This window comes from Streptacidiphilus sp. ASG 303 (assembly GCF_020991365.1).
GTDB lineage: Bacteria > Actinomycetota > Actinomycetes > Streptomycetales > Streptomycetaceae > Peterkaempfera.
In genome coordinates this window covers 45,542-61,055 of the sequence record NZ_JAJLRA010000010.1, presented here as the reverse complement: position 1 = coordinate 61,055, position 15,514 = coordinate 45,542, and the positions used below count along the sequence as shown (strand labels likewise).

Here is a 15,514-nt window from a genome sequence, read left to right as displayed (position 1 = left end):
TCCGCCCTCACCCGGCCTCCCCGGGGCGCGGCGCCGGGTACGTGCGGCCCTTCCACGCCGCGCCCCGGCCGCGCCGGTGCTGCACCGCCGAGTCGACCGTCATCAGCAGGTACAGCGACGCCGTGAACGGCAGCAGCACGGCCGCCGCCGCCGGCTGCCCGTAGTACCGCAGCATCGGCGCGTACGTCGCCGCCATCAGCGCCCACGCGGCCAGGCCGAGCAGCGCCGCCGGGCCGCCCCCGGCCCCCGCGGCCGCACCCGCCGCCCCGGCCGCGGCCGCCGCCGGCGGCACCAGGTACACCAGCGCCAGCCCCAGCACCGTCCCCGCCAGCAGCAGCGGCGAGTACCGCAGCTGGGCGTACGCGCTGCGGGAGACCATCCGCCACAGCTGCGCCAGCCCCGGGTACGGCCGCACGCTGTCCACGTGCTCCGCCAGGCCCAGCCAGGTCCGGCCGCCCGACCGCTTCACGGCCCGCGCCAGCGACACGTCGTCGATCACCGCGCCCCGGACCGCCGCCACCCCGCCCGCCCGCTCCAGGGCCTCCCGCCGCACCAGCGAGCAGCCGCCGGCCGCCGCCGCCGTTCGGCCGGACGGCCGGTTGGACCACCGGAACGGGTACAGCTGCGCGAAGAAGTACACGAACGCCGGCACGACCAGCCGCTCCCAGCCCGTGCGCACCCGCAGCCGCGCCATCTGCGACACCAGGTCCAGCCCGCCGCCCTCGGCCGCCGCGACCAGCCGGGCCAGGGAGTCCGGCCCGTGGGCGATGTCGGCGTCGGTCAGCAGCAGGTACTCGGCGTCCCCAGCCTCCTCCACGCCCCGCCGCAGCGCCCACAGCTTGCCGGTCCAGCCCGCCGGGGGCTCCCCGGGCGACACCACCGCCAGCGGCAGCCCGCCCGCCGCGCCCAGCTCCGCGGCGAGCGCGCCGGTGCCGTCCGACGACCCGTCGTCGACCAGCACCACCCGCGCCTCGCCCGGATAGCGCTGTGCCAGCAGGCCCGGCAGGCTCAGCGGCAGCACCTCCGCCTCGTCCCGGGCGGGCACCACCGCCACCACCGACGGCCAGCGGGCCGGGGCGGGCCGCTCCGGCAGCCGCACGTCGGTCCGCCAGAAGAAGCCGCGGCCGAGCGCCAGCCACACCCAGGACGCCAGGGACACCGCGGAGACCCACCCGAGCACCGTCACGCCCCGCAGTCTGCCGCACACCCGGCCCCGCGGGCAGCACCCGCGGCCCGGCGCCGCCCGCGGCGCCGCGGCCGGGCCCGTCCCGGCGGCCCGCCCGGGCGCCGCCGCGCGGCCATCGTCTATGGTCAGTGGTCGTGAAGATCGCACTGATGGACTCCGGTACCGGCCTGCTCCCCGCCGCGGCGGCCCTGCGGCGGCTGCGCCCCGACGCCGACCTCGTGCTCTCCTCCGACCCCGACGGCATGCCGTGGGGCCCCCGGACCCCCGAGGAGATCGCCGAGCGCGCCCTGGTCTGCGCCCGCGCCGCCGCCGCCCTGCGCCCGGACGCCCTGATCGTGGCCTGCAACACCGCCTCGGTCCACGCCCTGGAGGCCCTGCGCGCCGAGCTGGAGCCCGGCCTGCCCGTCGTCGGCACCGTCCCCGCGATCAAGCCCGCCGCCGCGACCGGCGGACCGGTGGCGATCTGGGCCACGCCCGCCACCACCGGCAGCCCCTACCAGCGCGGCCTGATCCGCGCGTTCGCGGACGGCGCCGAGGTCGCGGAGGTGCCCTGCCCCGGGCTCGCCGACGCCGTCGAGCACGCCGACGAGCAGGCCGTCGAGGCCGCCGTCGCCGACGCCGCGGCCCGCACCCCCCGGGGCGTCCGCGCCCTGGTCCTCGGCTGCACCCACTACGAGCTGGTCGCCGACCGGATCCGCGCCGCCGTCGCCCCCGCCGCCGACCCCGGCCTGGTCCTCCTCGGCTCCGCCGAGGCCGTGGCGGCCCAGGCGCTGCGCCGCGTCGAGGCCGCGGCCCCGCACCGGCACGCGGCCGTCGGCGGCGGCACCCTGACCGTCCTGGCGAGCGGGCGGGAGGGCGTGCTGCCCCCGGAGGCGCTGGCCTTCGCCGAGGGCCGCCTCGTCGCGGGGGCCGCCGTCCCGAACTGACCGGACCGGCGCGCACCGGTCCGCCTCCGGGCGGGCCCGGCGTCCCCGCCCCCGGCCGCCCCGGGGCGCGCCCCGGGGGGCGCGTCCCCCGCAGGCGCCGCTCAGCGGCCGCCCCGCAGCCGGTGCACCGCGGGGTGCAGCCCCGACAGGATGGTGTCGAACCGGTCGCGGCTCGTGGAGCTGTTCACCCGCAGCCGGCTGATCCGCAGCGGGTCGCGGGGCAGCAGCGCGTCGTGCCGGTGGTCGAAGAGGAAGCCCAGCCGGTACCCCAGGTCGCGCAGGACCCGGTCGGCCCGCGGGTCCGTGCCGCCGTTCGGGTAGGCGAACGCCGTCGGGGCCTCGCCCAGCCACCGCTCCAGCGCCCGGTGCGCCTCGGTGACCTCCGCCCGCACGGTCTGGTCGTCGCAGCGGTCCAGGCAGGGGTGGCCCGCCGTGTGGTTGCCGATCCGCACGCCGGCCCCGTGCAGGGTGTGCAGGTCCTCCACCGACAGCTGCTCCTGCCGGGGCGCCCGCCGGGAGGCGCTCACCCGCATCTCGGCGAGGCTGCGCCTGCGGTCCGGGTCGGGCATCGCCTTCATCCGCCGCACCGCGGCGCCCGGCCCGATGCCGGGCGGCAGGGAGCGGGCCGTGCCGCCGTGCCGGGCCAGGAACTCCGCCTCCCGCCACCAGAACGGCTGGTCCCCGCCGACGAGGCCGGCCACCACGAACGCGGCCCCGGGGACTCCGTGGCGGGCGAGGACCGGCAGGCCCTCGGTGACGACGGACCGGTCCCCGTCGTCGAAGGTCACGAGCACGCTGCGCGGCGGCAGCGGCCGCCCCTCGGCCACCGCCCGCTCCACCTCCCCCACCGTCACCGGTGACGCCGTGCGCCGCAGCCGCTCCATCTGGGCGGCGAAGGCCTGCGGGTCGTCGATGCCGTGGTAGGCGAGCACGGCGAGGCGGCGGGCGGCCCGCGCCCGGAAGAGCGGCTGGGCGGGCGAGCGCCGCAGCAGGGCGTCGACGCGCCGGCGGTGGGCGGCCGCCAGTCCGGCCGCCCCCGGTGCGCGCCCGGGTCCTCCCGCGGCGGTGGCCGACGGTCTCGTGGTGGTCTCCGGCTGAGGCACGGCTCCCCCTTCCACGCCCGGGGCGCGGCGGATCCTCCGGACGGGCGGACGACCGCCCTACCGGTGCTGGTGGTGCTGGTGGTGCGGGCGGGACGGAGGGCCCCGTCCCGGGGTGGCGGCGGCCCCGGGGCCGGCTCCCGACCGCCCCGGGCCGCTCAACGTAGTACAGACGACGGAGTACAGACACGGACGGACCGCGGATGGTTGTAGCCGGTCCGGCCGGAACCCGCGCACGGTGCCGCCGGGGCCGGCCGCGGGGGCCGCTGCGGCCCCTCATGCGCTTGACCGTGCCCGCTGCGGGCAGGCGGTATACCGTGAGGCCCATGGAGGATGCGGAGAGCGATCGTGAAGGCGGTCCGCACGGCGCCCCCGCGCCCGGTCCGGCCGCCCCCTCCGGCCCCGGCCTCCCGCCCGGGCCGGCCCTCCCGCACGGCCCCGCCCTGTGGACCGGTTCGGCCCGCAACCCCCACCAGTGGCTGCTGGCCGCCGTGGGCGCCGCCTGCCTGGCGCTCGGCGTGCTGGTCGCCGTCACCGTCCCGGACACCGACGGCCCCGCGGCCTGGGTCATGACCGTCGCCGGATGCCTCGCGGTGGGCGTGATGCTGCTGGCCGGGACCCTCGCCTTCGTGCACGTCGACGTCCGGATCGACCGGGACGCGCTGGAGGTCCGCTGCGGCCACGTGGGCCTGCCCCGCCGCCGCATCCCCCTGGACCAGGTGGTCGACGCGACGTACCAGCCCTGTGCCCCGATGCACTGGGGCGGCTGGGGCTACCGCTACCGGCAGAGCCACGGCGCCGCCGTGGTGGTGCGCAAGGGGCCCGCCCTGGTCCTGGAACTGGGCGGGGGCCGCCGCTTCACCGTCACCGTCGACCACCCGGAGGACGCGGTGCGGGTGATCCGCGACCACCTGCCGCCGCGCCCCCGCGCGGCGTAGCGCACAGGGGGCGCACACGGGCGCACTCCCGCCCCTCCTCCGCCCCTCCTCCTCGGTTCTTTCACATTTCCCGGGCGGCGGCCCAGGACTCCCCCTATCGTGGTCCACGTCCGGCGCGGGGGACAGGCGCCGGGACGCGGCCTCGGGGAGGGGCCGCAGAGGGGGGAACGATGACCCGCACCACCGCCCCGGCGCCCTCCGCCGGAGCCAGAGCCCGGATCAAGCACCTGCTCGCCCGCACCGCCGGAGACCGCCCCGCCCGGGGCGCCACGCTGCTCATCTACCACCGCGTCGGCGGCGGCTCGCCCGACGAGCTCGACGTCTCCGCCGCGGACTTCACCGCCCAGATGGACCTGCTCGCCGGGCTCCCGGGCCGGCCGGTGGTGCCGCTGGACGAGGCCGTCGACCGCCTGGAGCGCGGCGACCGCGCCGGCACGGTCGTCCTGACCTTCGACGACGGCTTCGCCGACGTGCACCGCAACGCCTGGCCGGTCCTGCGCGAACGCGGCCTCCCCTTCACCGTCTACCTCGCCAGCGGCCACGTCGGCGGGGAGATGCGGTGGGAGGGGTCCACCGCCAAGGCCGCCGGCGCCCCCGCCCTCACCTGGGCGCAGCTCGCCGAGATGACCGCGAGCGGCCTGTGCACCGTCGCCAACCACACCCGCAGCCACGCCCGCCCCGAACTGCTCTCCACCGCCGAGCTCGACGCCTGCGGCGACGACGTCGAGGAGCACCTCGGCACCCGGCCCCGCCACTACGCGTACACCTGGGGCGTGCCCGTGCCGCACATGGAGCCCGCGCTGCGCGCCCGCTTCCGCAGCGCCGCCACCGGCGAGGTCGGCCGCAACCTGCCCGGCGCCGACCCGGTGCGGCTGCGCCGGGTGCCGGTCCGCCGCACCGACCCGCTCGACTTCTTCCGCGCCAAGCTGACCGGCCGCCTCGGCCCGGAGCGCGCCTACGCGCACCTGGTCGCCGCCGCCAAGGCGGTGGGCGCCCGTGCCTGACACGCCCGACGTGCCCCGCACGCCCGACGTGCCCCACACGCCCCACGCGCCCTACGCGCCCCGCCGGACCGGCGGCACCCACCGGACGGACGGCCTCCACCCGACCGGCGGCCCCCGGACCGGCGGCGCGCCGCACGCCTCCGCCGCCGGAGCGGTCCCGCGCGGCCCCGGCGGCCGACCGCTGCGGGTCGCCCACCTCACCACCGTCGACATGAGCCTGCACCTGCTGCTCGGCACCGAGCTGCGCCACGACGTCGCCTGCGGCTTCGAGACGTACGGCATCAGCGCCCCCGGCCCCTACACCGACCGCGTCGAGGCGCTCGGCGTCACCCACGTGCCGCTGCCCGCCCTCACCCGCGCCTGGGACCCGCGCCGCGACGCCGCCGCCGCCCGCGAACTGCTGGCCGCGCTGCGCCGCATCCGGCCCGACGTGCTGCACACCCACAACCCCAAGACCGGCGTCCTGGGGCGGGTCCTCGGCCGCGCCGCACGCGTCCCCGTCGTGGTCAACACCTGCCACGGGCTGTGGGCGCAGGCCCACGACCCGCTCGCTCGGCGGGCCCTCGTCCTCGGAGCCGAGGCGCTGGCCGCCCGCTTCTCCCACGCCGAGCTCTACCAGAACGGCGAGGACCGCCGCACCCTCTCCCGCGCGGTGCCCGCCCGCCGCTCCCGGGTGGTCGGCAACGGCGTCGACCTCGACCGCTTCGCCGACGGCGCCGGCCGCGCCGCCGCCCGCGCCCGGGTCCGCGCCGAGCTCGGCGCCGCCGACGGCGACCTGCTCGTCGGCGGCGTCGGCCGCCGCGTCGCCGAGAAGGGGCTCCCCGAGTACGCCGCCGCCGCCCGCGCCCTCGCGGGGAAGGCGCGCTTCGTGTGGATCGGCCCCGAGGACCCCGACAAGCCCGACGCCCTCGCCGCGGCGCCGGGCGGCCCCCTCGACGGCGTGGTGCTCCCCGGCGAGCGGGCCGACATGCCCGACGTGTACGCGGCCCTCGACCTCTTCGTCCTCCCCTCCCACCGCGAGGGGTTCTCCCGCTCCGCCATGGAGGCCGCCGCCGCCGGCCTGCCCATGGTGCTGAGCGACATCCGCGGCTGCCGGGAGATCGGCACCCACGGCGAGCACCTGCTGCTCGTCCCGCCGGGCGACCCCGCGGCGCTCGCCGCCGCCGTCGACCGGCTGCTCACCGACGCGGACCTGAGGCGGCGGCTCGGGGGAGCCGCCCGCCGCCGGGCCCGCGAGGCGTTCGACCAGCGGGCGGTGGCGCGCGTCTCCGTGCAGACCTACGCCGCCGTCGCCCGGGCCCGCGGCCTGGGCTGGACGACCGCGCCGCACGGCCCGGGTGAACCGGACGGCCCCGCCGCGCCGTACGCCCCGGGCAGACCGTTATCCGGCGGCACCGCGCACCGCGGCGCCGCGGACCACCGAGGGGGGTAGGAACGCATGAAGCGAGGGGGGGACCTGGCGCTCGCGGTCCTGGTCGGGATCGTCGCGATCCCGCTGGTACTGGCGATCGCGCTGCTGGTCCGGCTCACCATGGGCGGGCCGGTGATCTTCCGCCAGACCCGCTCCGGGCGCGGCGGCCAGGAGTTCGAGATCCTCAAGTTCCGCACCATGCGCGACAGCCGCTTCCCCGGGGAGCCGGACGCGCCCCGGATCACCCGCCTGGGGCACCTGCTGCGCCGCACCAGCCTCGACGAGCTGCCGCAGCTGTGGAACGTCGTCCGCGGCGACATGGCCGTCGTCGGACCCCGGCCGACCCTCCCGGAGCAGGTCGTCCACTACTCCCCGCGCCAGCGGGGCAGGCTCGCGGTGCGGCCCGGACTCACCGGCTGGGCCCAGGTCCGGGGTCGCAACTCCCTCACCTGGCCGGAGCGCATCGAGCTGGACCTCTGGTACGTCGAGCACCGCTCGCCCCGCCTCGACCTGGCCATCCTGTTCCGCACGGTCGGCGTGCTGCTGCGGCCGGCCGGCATCACCGGAGCCGGCGGCGTCAACCCCGGCTTCCCGGTGCCCGGCGAGGCGGACGGCACCGCAGCGGCCCCGGCCGCCCCGGCCGTCCCGCTGCGGCCGGTCCCGCCCCGGGCCGGGCCGGTCCACCCCCGCCCCGTCGTGCCGCGCCAGGGCGGCCCCGTCACCCCGATGCCGGCCCGCACCCGCTACCGGCCCGCCGCCGAGGCCGCGGAGGAGGCGTCGTAGCAGGGGCCTCGCCGGGTTCTCCGTCGCGGTTCCGGGGACGGGTGCGGGCCGGCCGCCCGCCGAGCGGGCGCCGGCCCCGCATCCCCTCGGGCGCGCGTCCCGGGGGACCGCACGCCCGGCCCGGCAGGGGACCGGCCGGGTGTAATGATCGGGGACGTCGATCGATCGGGTGAGGGGCGGCTTGTTGTCGCTCCGAGAACTGATCCGCAATCACCGAGGGTCCGGCGCCCCGTCCCTGACCTTGCTCGGGCACAGGCCGCAGCGATCACGGACGCCATCGCGTACGCCATCACCCAGCCGGACAGGGTCGACGTGAACGAAATCGTGGTACGGCCCACCGCACAGCGGTGAAGGCCGCCCGGACCTCACGTCGAGGCAGGAGCTGTTCCCCCCTGCGGGGTGCGCGGGCCGGGCCCGCCGCCCGGATGGACAGGTCCAGGCGGAGGCGGCTGTTCATGGCGAGCTCGAACCGGCCGTACGGATGCACATGGGTCCTGAACAGCGGTGACAGCGCCCGGCGGTCCGCGTCGGTGAGCTTGTCTGCCCCCTTCGGGTCGGCCAGGACCTCCTGGGTCAGCAGCGCGTCGACGTGCACCGGCGGCCCCGGGCGCGGGTGCTCGTACCGGTGGGCCGGTTCGCTTCACGGTCGGCCAGGGCACCTGGATCCGAGCGGCCGCCCCACTGATCGCCTACCCGCCCTCGACCACGGGTCGTGCGGCCCACGTACGGTGGCGGGGAGTCAGTGCGGCGTTGCGATGCGGCATGGCGAGGCCCCTCCTGGGCCGCTCAGCCCCGGAGGGGCCGGGGATCGTGTTCAGCTTTCGAGCAGGGGCACAACGGCACGGGCGAACTCTGCCGGCTCAGCGCTTGCGCCCACGTGGTTGCCGGGCATGTCGATCAGAGGCAGTCCCAGCTGGTCAGCCAGTGCTCGGGTGGCCCGGCGCGCCATCTGGTGATGGCTCAGCGCGCCGGCGCACAGGGCCACCGAGATCCGTCGGGTGGCTTCGATGTCGGGGACGTAGAACACCGTGGGGCCGGCCATCCGCCCGAGGAAGTAGCGGTTCTTGTCGAGTTCCGCAGCCGGCAGCTCGGGCAGGGTCATGTGCGTGGGAGGCGTCTGATCCGGGCCCGTGTGGTGGCCGGCGCCGCTGAGGTCGAAGAACTCCTGCGCCGCCCGTTGAGGGTCCGTGTCCGCCGCTGCGAACGCTGCTCCAGCACGCGCTGCCAGGCCCGCGTCGTCCAGGAGAGAGACGAGAGGCGGCTCATGCAGGACGGCCCGGTCGACCAGGTGGGGATACCGCCTGGCCAGTTCCAGCAGCGTCACGGCACCGCCGCTGGTACCGACGAACAGCGCGGGCCCGCCGGTGAACCGGTCGACGAGTGCAGCAAGGTCCTCAGCCAGGACCTCGGGCGTGGGCGCAGCCATCCCCGATACCGCGCGGCTGGCACCGATACCGCGCGGATCGTGGGTGACGACCCTGAACCGTCCTGCAAGCTCGTGCGCCAGCGCTGCAAAGCCGGCCCGCCCCGCCGGCGCACCAACGAGGAACAGCAGCGGCCCCCCGCCCTGGACGCTGAAGGCGATCGTGCAGTCCGGCCGGTCGAGGAGTTCCAGCGAACTCGTCATCCGGTCGCTGTAGTCCGCGATCTTCCGGCTGATCACTTCGAGGGCGCGGTCCAGCTCCTCGCGGCGCTCCTGGATGCGACGGCGGTGAGCCGTGAGCAGCTCCAGCCGGAGGCCGGCCGGATCGGTGACCTTGTCGTCGGCGCCTGTGAACTGCGCGATGTCGGCCAGTGGCATCCCCGTCTCACGGAGATGAACCAACATGCGGATCAGCTCGACATCGACCGCCGTGTACTGGCGACGGCCGGTGCTGTCGCGCCCAGGAGAGGGCACGATCCCCTGACGTTCGAAGTAGCGCAGCGTGTCCGGCGCCAGACCGATCCGCGCTGAGACCTCCGCGATGCCGAACAGCTCATCTGCCTCATCCATGCCACAAGCCTCAACGTTGGACCTCGGTACAAGTCAAGCGGTTGCCACCCGCACACTCGATCAACGCGTCGGGTCGGCGCAGCTGGGCGGCAGCAGCCGCCGGGTTCCCCGACCGGAGCGGGGCTGCAAGGCCGCGGGCCAGCGGGGAGAGGGCCGCGCAGAAGAGGACGGCACCGAGCAGGATGCAGGTCGAGAAGGGTCGCGACGCCGACGCCCAGCCCCCCGCACTGGCGGCCGGCTCCGCCGGACGGCGCAGGCCCCCGAGCACCGCCCCGGCAATCACGGCGAGACGGCCGGAGGTCCGGGCGGGGCCCGGGCCGTGGTCCGGGTCGGAGAGCCGGATGGCCCGTATGCCGGCATGCACCGGGTGCGCGGACGAAAGCGGTCCGCATGAGGGCGGTCCCGGCGGTGTCCCCGTCCGGCTCCTCCCCGTCCGGCTCCTCCCCGGCAGCGGAGCCCCGCGCCGATGCGCCCGCCCCGGACCGCCGCCGCCCCGGACCGCCGTCCCGACGCCGCGTCCGTCAGCCGGCCCCTGCCCGGGTGCGGGGGCGCTCCCGGCCGCCGCCGGACGCGCCCCCGGGCGCCCCCTCGCCCCCGGTGGGACGGGCGGCGGCCAGGCCCAGCAGCAGCCCCGCCCCGGCGGACACCGCCGCGAAGCTCAGCACCCAGTCGACGCACGCCTGCACGGCCAGGCCGGTCAGCGCGGCCGCGGCGGAGAGCGCCACCGCCGTCGGCCGGGGGGAGCGCAGCAGCGTCCACAGCGCCCACGCGAACGCGCACACCAGCAGGGCCAGCCCCGGCAGCCCCTGCTCCGCCGCCTGCTGGAGCGGCGCCGAGTGGGCCTTCGCCGTGTCCCGGTCGGCGCGGGCCGCCGGGCTCACCTCGCCGAACCGGCCCGGCCCCACTCCGCGCAGCGGGTGCAGCCGCACCTGTGCCAGGGCGTCGTCCCACAGCGCGACGCGCCGCTCCGACAGCCCGGCCACCAGGTGCGCCCGCAGCGGCTGCGGCACCGCACCCCGGGCCAGGGCCACCGTGCCGACCCCGGCGAGGACGGCGCACAGCGCCAGCACGGCCAGCAGCGGGCCCCGGCGGCGCAGGCGCGCGGCGGCGCAGGACACCAGCACCGTCCCCGCCGCGGCGGCGGACCCCGCCGCCGACCCGACGGCCGCCGTCAGCCCCGCCAGGACCCCGGCCAGCAGCAGCAGGCCCACCCGTACCGGTGGGCGGCGCGCGGACCAGGCGGCGCAGCAGGCCGCCCCGGCCCCCAGGCAGAGCAGCGCGGCGTCGGCGTTGCCGTAGTGCAGCGGGGGCGCGAGCGCCCCGCCGGACAACCCGCCGGGCACCGCCGCAACCGCCAGTCCCGCCGCGACCGCCGCCGCGGCGGGCGCGGCCGCGGGCAGCAGGGCCCCCGCGACCCGCCCGGCGCCGTAGCCGGCCGCCACCGCCAGCAGGGCCAGCAGCACCCCCTCGGGCCGGGCGGCGTCGCGGCCGTGGGCCGCGGCCAGCGTCCAGACCGCGCAGGCGGCCAGCACCGCCGCGCCGGCCGCGTCCGGCCCCGGCAGCCGGGACCGGCGCGCCGCAGCCGCCCCGGAGACGTCCCCGGACCCCCTCATGCCCGCCCCCTCGCATCCCCCGGCCGGGGGAGCGCGCGGCCCGCCCCGCCGGCCCCGTGGGCGCCCCCGCGGTCCGGCGGCGGCCGCACGGCCCCCGAGCTGTCCACACCGTAGCCTCGGACCGGGCAGGATGTGACCATGTCTCAGAGGATCGCCGTACCCGGCACCGCGACCGTCCCCCACCCCGCCCCCGCCCCGGCAGCGGAGGGCGAGGGCGACGCCGGCGGGCTGTGGATCGCGGGCGCCGGGGGAGTGGGCCGGGAGGCCCTGGACACCGCCCTGGCCGCGGGGGTCGCGGTGGCGGGCTTCCTCGACGACCACCTGGCGGGCGGGCGCGTGCGCGACCTGCCGGTCCTGCCCCCGCAGCGGGGGCCGCGCGGCGCCCGCTACCTGGTGGGCATCGCCGACCCCGCCGTGCGGCAGCGCCTCGTCCTGCTGCTGGAGGAGCGCGGCGCCCGGCCGGCGACGCTGGTGCACCCCCGCGCGGTGGTCGCGCCGGAGACCGAGCTGGCGGAGGGGTGCATCGTGCTGGGCGGCGCCTACGTCTCCAGCAGCGTCCGGCTCGGCCCGCACACCCAGGTCCACTACAACGCCACCGTGGGCCACGACGCGGTGCTGGGGGAGCGGGTCACCGTCTACCCCGGCGGCAATGTCTCCGGCTCGGTGCGGCTGGAGGACGGCGCGACCGTCGGCAGCAACGCCGTCGTCCTCCAGGGCCGCACGGTGGGCCGCGGCGCCTTCGTGGGCGCCGCCGCGGTCGTCACCCGGGACGTGCCGCCGGGCGCCACCGTGGTCGGCTCCCCGGCCCGGCCGATGCCCGGCCGCGAGAGCCGTTAGGGCGCCGCCCCGGGGGCGCCGCCGCAGGGGCGCCCGAAGGTGTCGACGGCGCCGACGGCCCGGTCGGCGGCACCGGTCCACCCGGACGGCGCGGCGTCCGCGTCCCGGAACCCGGCCCACTGCCCCGGCGGGGGACTCCGGACGCGTGCGACGGTGGACCGGGCGAGGGCGGCCACGGTCGCGCCCACGCCGACGGAGCGGCGGCGGTCCCACCGCTGCAGCTGCTGCTTCCGGTCCGCGCGCCCTCGTGCGACCGGGTCGCGGAACGCGAGGTGAGCGGCACCGGCACCAGGAGCGACGTCACCGCACGCGCCACGATCGGCGCCGTGCCCGTGGTGGCGAGCGACGCGCCCCGCCGTTCCCCGCCGGTGCGGCCCGCACCGCGCCGGGGGCCGGCGGACCGGCGGACCGGAACGGCACGACCCGGCCGGGTACGCGTGCCCCGTCGCGGCGGTCGGCCGGTCCGCCGTGCGGTCCGGGAGGGCGCATAGGGTCGGGGCATGGCGATTCCCGAGTTCCTCCGCGACCTGCGCTCCCTCGTCGGCACCCGGCCGCTCTGGCTGGCCGGCGTCACCGCCGTCGTCGTCGACGACGAGGGGAGGGTGCTGCTCGGCCGCCGCGCCGACACCGGCCGCTGGTCGGTCGTCAGCGGCATCCTCGACCCCGGCGAGGAGCCCGCCGACGGCGCGGTCCGGGAGTGCTGGGAGGAGACCGGGGTGGAGGCGGTCCCCGAGCGGATCACCAGCGTCACCGTCTCCCCGATGCTGCACTACCCCAACGGGGACAGCGCCCAGTACGTGGAGATCACCTTCCGCTGCCGGGCGGTCGGCGGGCACGCCCGGGTGAACGACGACGAGTCCCTGGAGGTCGGCTGGTTCGCGCCGGACGCCCTCCCCGAGCTGGGGGAGAGCGCCGCCCGCCGCCTCCGGCACGCCCTGAGCGGCGACCCGGAGACCCACTTCTCCTTCTCCGGCCTGGAGAGGGCCATCGCGGGGGCGGCGGCCGACGGGAGCCCTGCGGGGAGCCCCGACGGGAGCGCCGCCGGGGGCGGTGCCGGGGGCGGTGCGGCCGGGACGGCGGACGGCCGCGAGTCCTGACCGGCCCGCCCTCCGCCCGCACCGCCCGGGCCCCGGCCCGGTTCAGGACTCGCGGAACCACTCCACGGTCCGCTCCAGCCCCTCGCGCAGCGGCACCGGCCGCACGTCGGGGAAGAGCGACCGCAGCCGGGCGTTGTCCGCCTGCGAGTCCCGGACGTCGCCGGGGCGCGGCGCGGTGTGCTCCACCGCGACGGGCCGGCCCAGCACCGACTCCAGTTCGGCGACCAGTTCGGTCAGCGAGGTGCGGGTCCCGAAGGCCAGGTTCACCGGGTCGGGGTGGACCACCCGCCGCAGCACCGCGTCGCACAGCACCCGCGTCACCGTCCCGACGAAGGTGAAGTCACGGGTCTGCCCGCCGTCGCCGTGCACCTGCAGCGGCCGCCCCGCCAGCGCCGCGTCGACGAACGCCGGGACCACCGCCGCGTAGGCGTGCCCGGCCGGCTGCAGCGGGCCGAAGACGTTGAAGAACCGGAACGGCAGCACGTCCAGCCCGTAGCAGTGGTGGAAGGCGGTCAGGTACGCCTCGGTGGCCAGCTTGCTCACTGCGTACGGGCTCATCGGCGCGGTCCGCATCGCCTCGCGCTTCGGCAGCTCCCGGTTGGCGCCGTACACCGACGACGAGGACGCCGCCGCCACGTAGAGGTCCCCGGCCCGCCGGGCCGCCTGCAGCACCTCCAGGGTGCCGGTGGCGTTGGCGTGGTGGCTGGCGACCGGGTCGGCGACCGAGCGCGGCACCGACGGCAGCGCCGCCAGGTGCACCACCGCGTCGGCGCCCGCGAACGCCTCGTCCAGCAGCGCCGGGTCGAGCACGCTGCCCTCGTGCAGGGCCGCGCCGAGGCCCGCCAGGTTCGCCTTGCTGCCGGTGGACAGGTCGTCCACCACCCGGACCTCCGCGACCTCCGGCCGCTCCAGCAGGGCCCGCACCAGGTTGGCGCCGATGAACCCCGCTCCGCCGGTCACGACCACGCGCATGGGCGCGTCCCCCCTCCATGGGCCGGCCGGAAGGGTCCCCCGGGGCGGCCGGCGCTCCCCGGGCGCGATCGTAGCCCCGGGGTGTCCGCCGACGGGCGGGATCGGCCGATCGTCCCCGCCCGGACCGGTCCGCCGGCGGGGCCGGGGGGCCGGCGAGGCCGGGGGCCGGACCGGTCCGGCCGGCGTCAGCCCTTCCGGAACCGGTAGGCCTCCTCCGCGGCGTCGACCACCGCCGCCAGGTCCCCGCCCGCCGAGGCGGTCACCACCGCCGCGACCGCGCCCTCCACGAACGGCGCGTCGGCGAACCGGACCGGGAACGGCAGGCCGTTCTCCTCTGCCTCCGCGAGCAGCGCCCTGACCGTCAGCACCGCGCTCCCCAGGTCCGACAGCACCGCCACGCCCACGCCCCCGTCCACCCGCCGGGCCGCGGCCAGGACCAGCTCCGCGCTGGTGCCCAGCCGGCCGTCCTCGGTGCCGCCCGCCGTGCCGACCGGCGCCGGGTCGCCCGTGCCGACCATCTCCATGGCCATGGCCGCCGTGGCGGCGGCCACCTCCCGGCTGTGCGACACCAGCACCACCCCCACCCGGGCCGGGCCCTCCCGGCCCGCACCGCCCCGGCCGGCCGCCGCGGGCGCCGCCGCCCCCGCCGGGGGCGCGGCGGACTGCGCCCCGCCGATCGGGACGACGTCCCCGCCGGCCGGGACGGCGCCGCCGCGGATCGGAACGACCTCGGCGCCCTCCCGCCCGGACCCCCGCTCCCCCTCCCCTCCGGACCCGGTCACCGCCGCTCCTCCGGCCCGTCCGCGCCCGGCGCGTCCGGCCCGTCCGCGCCCGGTCCGTCCGCGCCCGGCCGGGCCTCCGCCGCGTCCCGCAGGCACCCCACCAGCAGCGCCGCCGACGTGGCCCCCGGGTCCTGGTGGCCGATGCTGCGCTCCCCGAGGTAGCTGGCGCGCCCCTTGCGGGCCAGCAGGGGCACGGTCGCCTCCGCCCCGGCCAGCGCCGCCCCCGCCGCGGCGTCCAGCGCCGCGGCCACCCCCAGGCCGTCCGCCAGCGCGCCGGTGTACGCCTGCGAGGCCGGCAGCAGCGCGTCGACCATCGTCTTGTCGCCGGGTTCGGCGCCCCCCAGCTCGCGGACCGCCGCCACCGCCGCCGCCAGCGCCTCGCCCAGCTCGGGCGGGGTGGCCTCCGGCGCGTCGCCCAGCGCCCGGCCGGCCCGCCGCAGCGCGGTCCCGTACAGCGGCCCCGAGGCGCCGCCCACGCTGGAGATCAGGGTCCGGCCGACGGTCACCAGCAGCCCGCCGGGGCTCTGCGGCGGGTCCTGGAGCACCGCGAGGCGGGCCGCGGTGAAGCCGCGGTCCATGTTGGTGCCGTGGTCGGCGTCGCCGATGGGGGAGTCCAGCTCGGTCAGCCGGGCGCTCTCGCGGCGGACGGTGTCGGCGGCCAGCTCCAGCCAGTGCCGGAAGAAGGCGGTGTCGAGGACGGGGACGGTGGGCATCCGGTTTCTCCGCTCCTGCCTGGGGCGCCCGGCGGCCGGGCACCCCGCTGTCGGCTCTCCTGCACCGCGGTCCGGTCCCGGACCGCCCGGGACCGGACCGGCGCCCGCACCCGGGCCGGGCCGTCCGCGCCGGGCCTCCGCCCGGGCGCGGCGGGACCG

General features: G+C 78.6%; 14 protein-coding genes and 1 pseudogene. 8 read left to right on the top strand and 7 right to left on the bottom strand.

Annotated features, from left to right (window positions below; all coding sequences use genetic code 11):
- Positions 1–7 precede the first annotated feature (7 nt).
- Positions 8–1,186: a glycosyltransferase gene (locus LO771_RS15420; protein WP_230652711.1), complete on the bottom strand. Its 1,179-nt coding sequence runs from the start codon at positions 1,184–1,186 to the stop codon at positions 8–10.
- Between the two features lie 134 nt (positions 1,187–1,320).
- On the opposite strand from LO771_RS15420, the gene LO771_RS15415 reads away from it, so the two are divergent.
- A complete protein-coding gene (locus LO771_RS15415) occupies positions 1,321–2,112 on the top strand; it encodes a glutamate racemase (protein ID WP_230652709.1) in 792 nt (263 codons plus the stop codon).
- Between the two features lie 101 nt (positions 2,113–2,213).
- On the opposite strand, the gene LO771_RS15410 is transcribed toward LO771_RS15415, so the two are convergent.
- Positions 2,214–3,215, bottom strand: a complete 1,002-nt coding sequence (locus LO771_RS15410; protein ID WP_230652707.1) for a polysaccharide deacetylase family protein — start codon at positions 3,213–3,215, stop codon at positions 2,214–2,216.
- Positions 3,216–3,538: 323 nt separating this feature from the next.
- Between LO771_RS15410 and LO771_RS15405 the strand changes: the two genes are divergently transcribed.
- The 5 genes and pseudogenes from LO771_RS15405 to LO771_RS15385 form a co-directional block, all read left to right on the top strand.
- Complete coding sequence (locus LO771_RS15405; protein ID WP_230652705.1) at positions 3,539–4,150, top strand: hypothetical protein; 612 nt, start codon at positions 3,539–3,541, stop codon at positions 4,148–4,150.
- Positions 4,151–4,320: 170 nt separating this feature from the next.
- The gene (locus LO771_RS15400) at positions 4,321–5,154 is read left to right on the top strand and encodes a polysaccharide deacetylase family protein (protein WP_230652703.1); all 834 of its coding nucleotides are present in this window, start codon (positions 4,321–4,323) and stop codon (positions 5,152–5,154) included.
- Positions 5,147–6,586, top strand: coding sequence for a glycosyltransferase (locus LO771_RS15395; RefSeq protein WP_230652701.1), 1,440 nt, complete (start codon positions 5,147–5,149; stop codon positions 6,584–6,586). The genes LO771_RS15400 and LO771_RS15395 overlap by 8 nt, the downstream gene beginning before the upstream one ends.
- 6 nt (positions 6,587–6,592) lie before the next feature.
- Positions 6,593–7,348 carry a sugar transferase gene (locus LO771_RS15390; protein ID WP_230652699.1) on the top strand — a complete coding sequence of 252 codons (756 nt, stop codon included), beginning with the start codon at positions 6,593–6,595 and terminating at the stop codon, positions 7,346–7,348.
- 255 nt (positions 7,349–7,603) lie between these two features.
- Positions 7,604–7,699 (top strand): annotated as a pseudogene (locus tag LO771_RS15385) (oxidoreductase); the annotation flags it as partial.
- Positions 7,700–8,162: 463 nt separating this feature from the next.
- Here LO771_RS15385 and LO771_RS15380 read toward each other — a convergent pair.
- Positions 8,163–9,341 (bottom strand): alpha/beta fold hydrolase, encoded by a 1,179-nt coding sequence (locus LO771_RS15380; protein WP_230652697.1) that lies wholly within the window; start codon positions 9,339–9,341, stop codon positions 8,163–8,165.
- Between the two features lie 521 nt (positions 9,342–9,862).
- A complete protein-coding gene (locus LO771_RS15375; protein WP_230652695.1) occupies positions 9,863–10,954 on the bottom strand; it encodes an O-antigen ligase in 1,092 nt (363 codons plus the stop codon).
- A 138-nt stretch (positions 10,955–11,092) separates the two neighbouring features.
- On the opposite strand from LO771_RS15375, the gene LO771_RS15370 reads away from it, so the two are divergent.
- Both LO771_RS15370 and LO771_RS15365 read left to right on the top strand, forming a co-directional pair.
- Positions 11,093–11,791, top strand: coding sequence for an acetyltransferase (locus LO771_RS15370; RefSeq protein WP_230652693.1), 699 nt, complete (start codon positions 11,093–11,095; stop codon positions 11,789–11,791).
- Positions 11,792–12,291: 500 nt separating this feature from the next.
- Complete coding sequence (locus LO771_RS15365; protein WP_308188910.1) at positions 12,292–12,888, top strand: NUDIX domain-containing protein; 597 nt, start codon at positions 12,292–12,294, stop codon at positions 12,886–12,888.
- Positions 12,889–12,930: 42 nt separating this feature from the next.
- Here the strand turns inward: LO771_RS15365 and LO771_RS15360 are convergent, their stop codons facing one another.
- The 3 genes from LO771_RS15360 to dhaL form a co-directional block, all read right to left on the bottom strand.
- Positions 12,931–13,860, bottom strand: coding sequence for an NAD-dependent epimerase/dehydratase family protein (locus LO771_RS15360; protein ID WP_230652691.1), 930 nt, complete (start codon positions 13,858–13,860; stop codon positions 12,931–12,933).
- A 185-nt stretch (positions 13,861–14,045) separates the two neighbouring features.
- Positions 14,046–14,444, bottom strand: a complete 399-nt coding sequence (locus tag LO771_RS15355; RefSeq protein WP_230652923.1) for a PTS-dependent dihydroxyacetone kinase phosphotransferase subunit DhaM — start codon at positions 14,442–14,444, stop codon at positions 14,046–14,048.
- Between the two features lie 194 nt (positions 14,445–14,638).
- Positions 14,639–15,355 carry a dihydroxyacetone kinase subunit DhaL gene (gene dhaL, locus LO771_RS15350; RefSeq protein WP_230652689.1) on the bottom strand — a complete coding sequence of 239 codons (717 nt, stop codon included), beginning with the start codon at positions 15,353–15,355 and terminating at the stop codon, positions 14,639–14,641.
- Between the last annotated feature and the right edge of the window lie 159 nt (positions 15,356–15,514).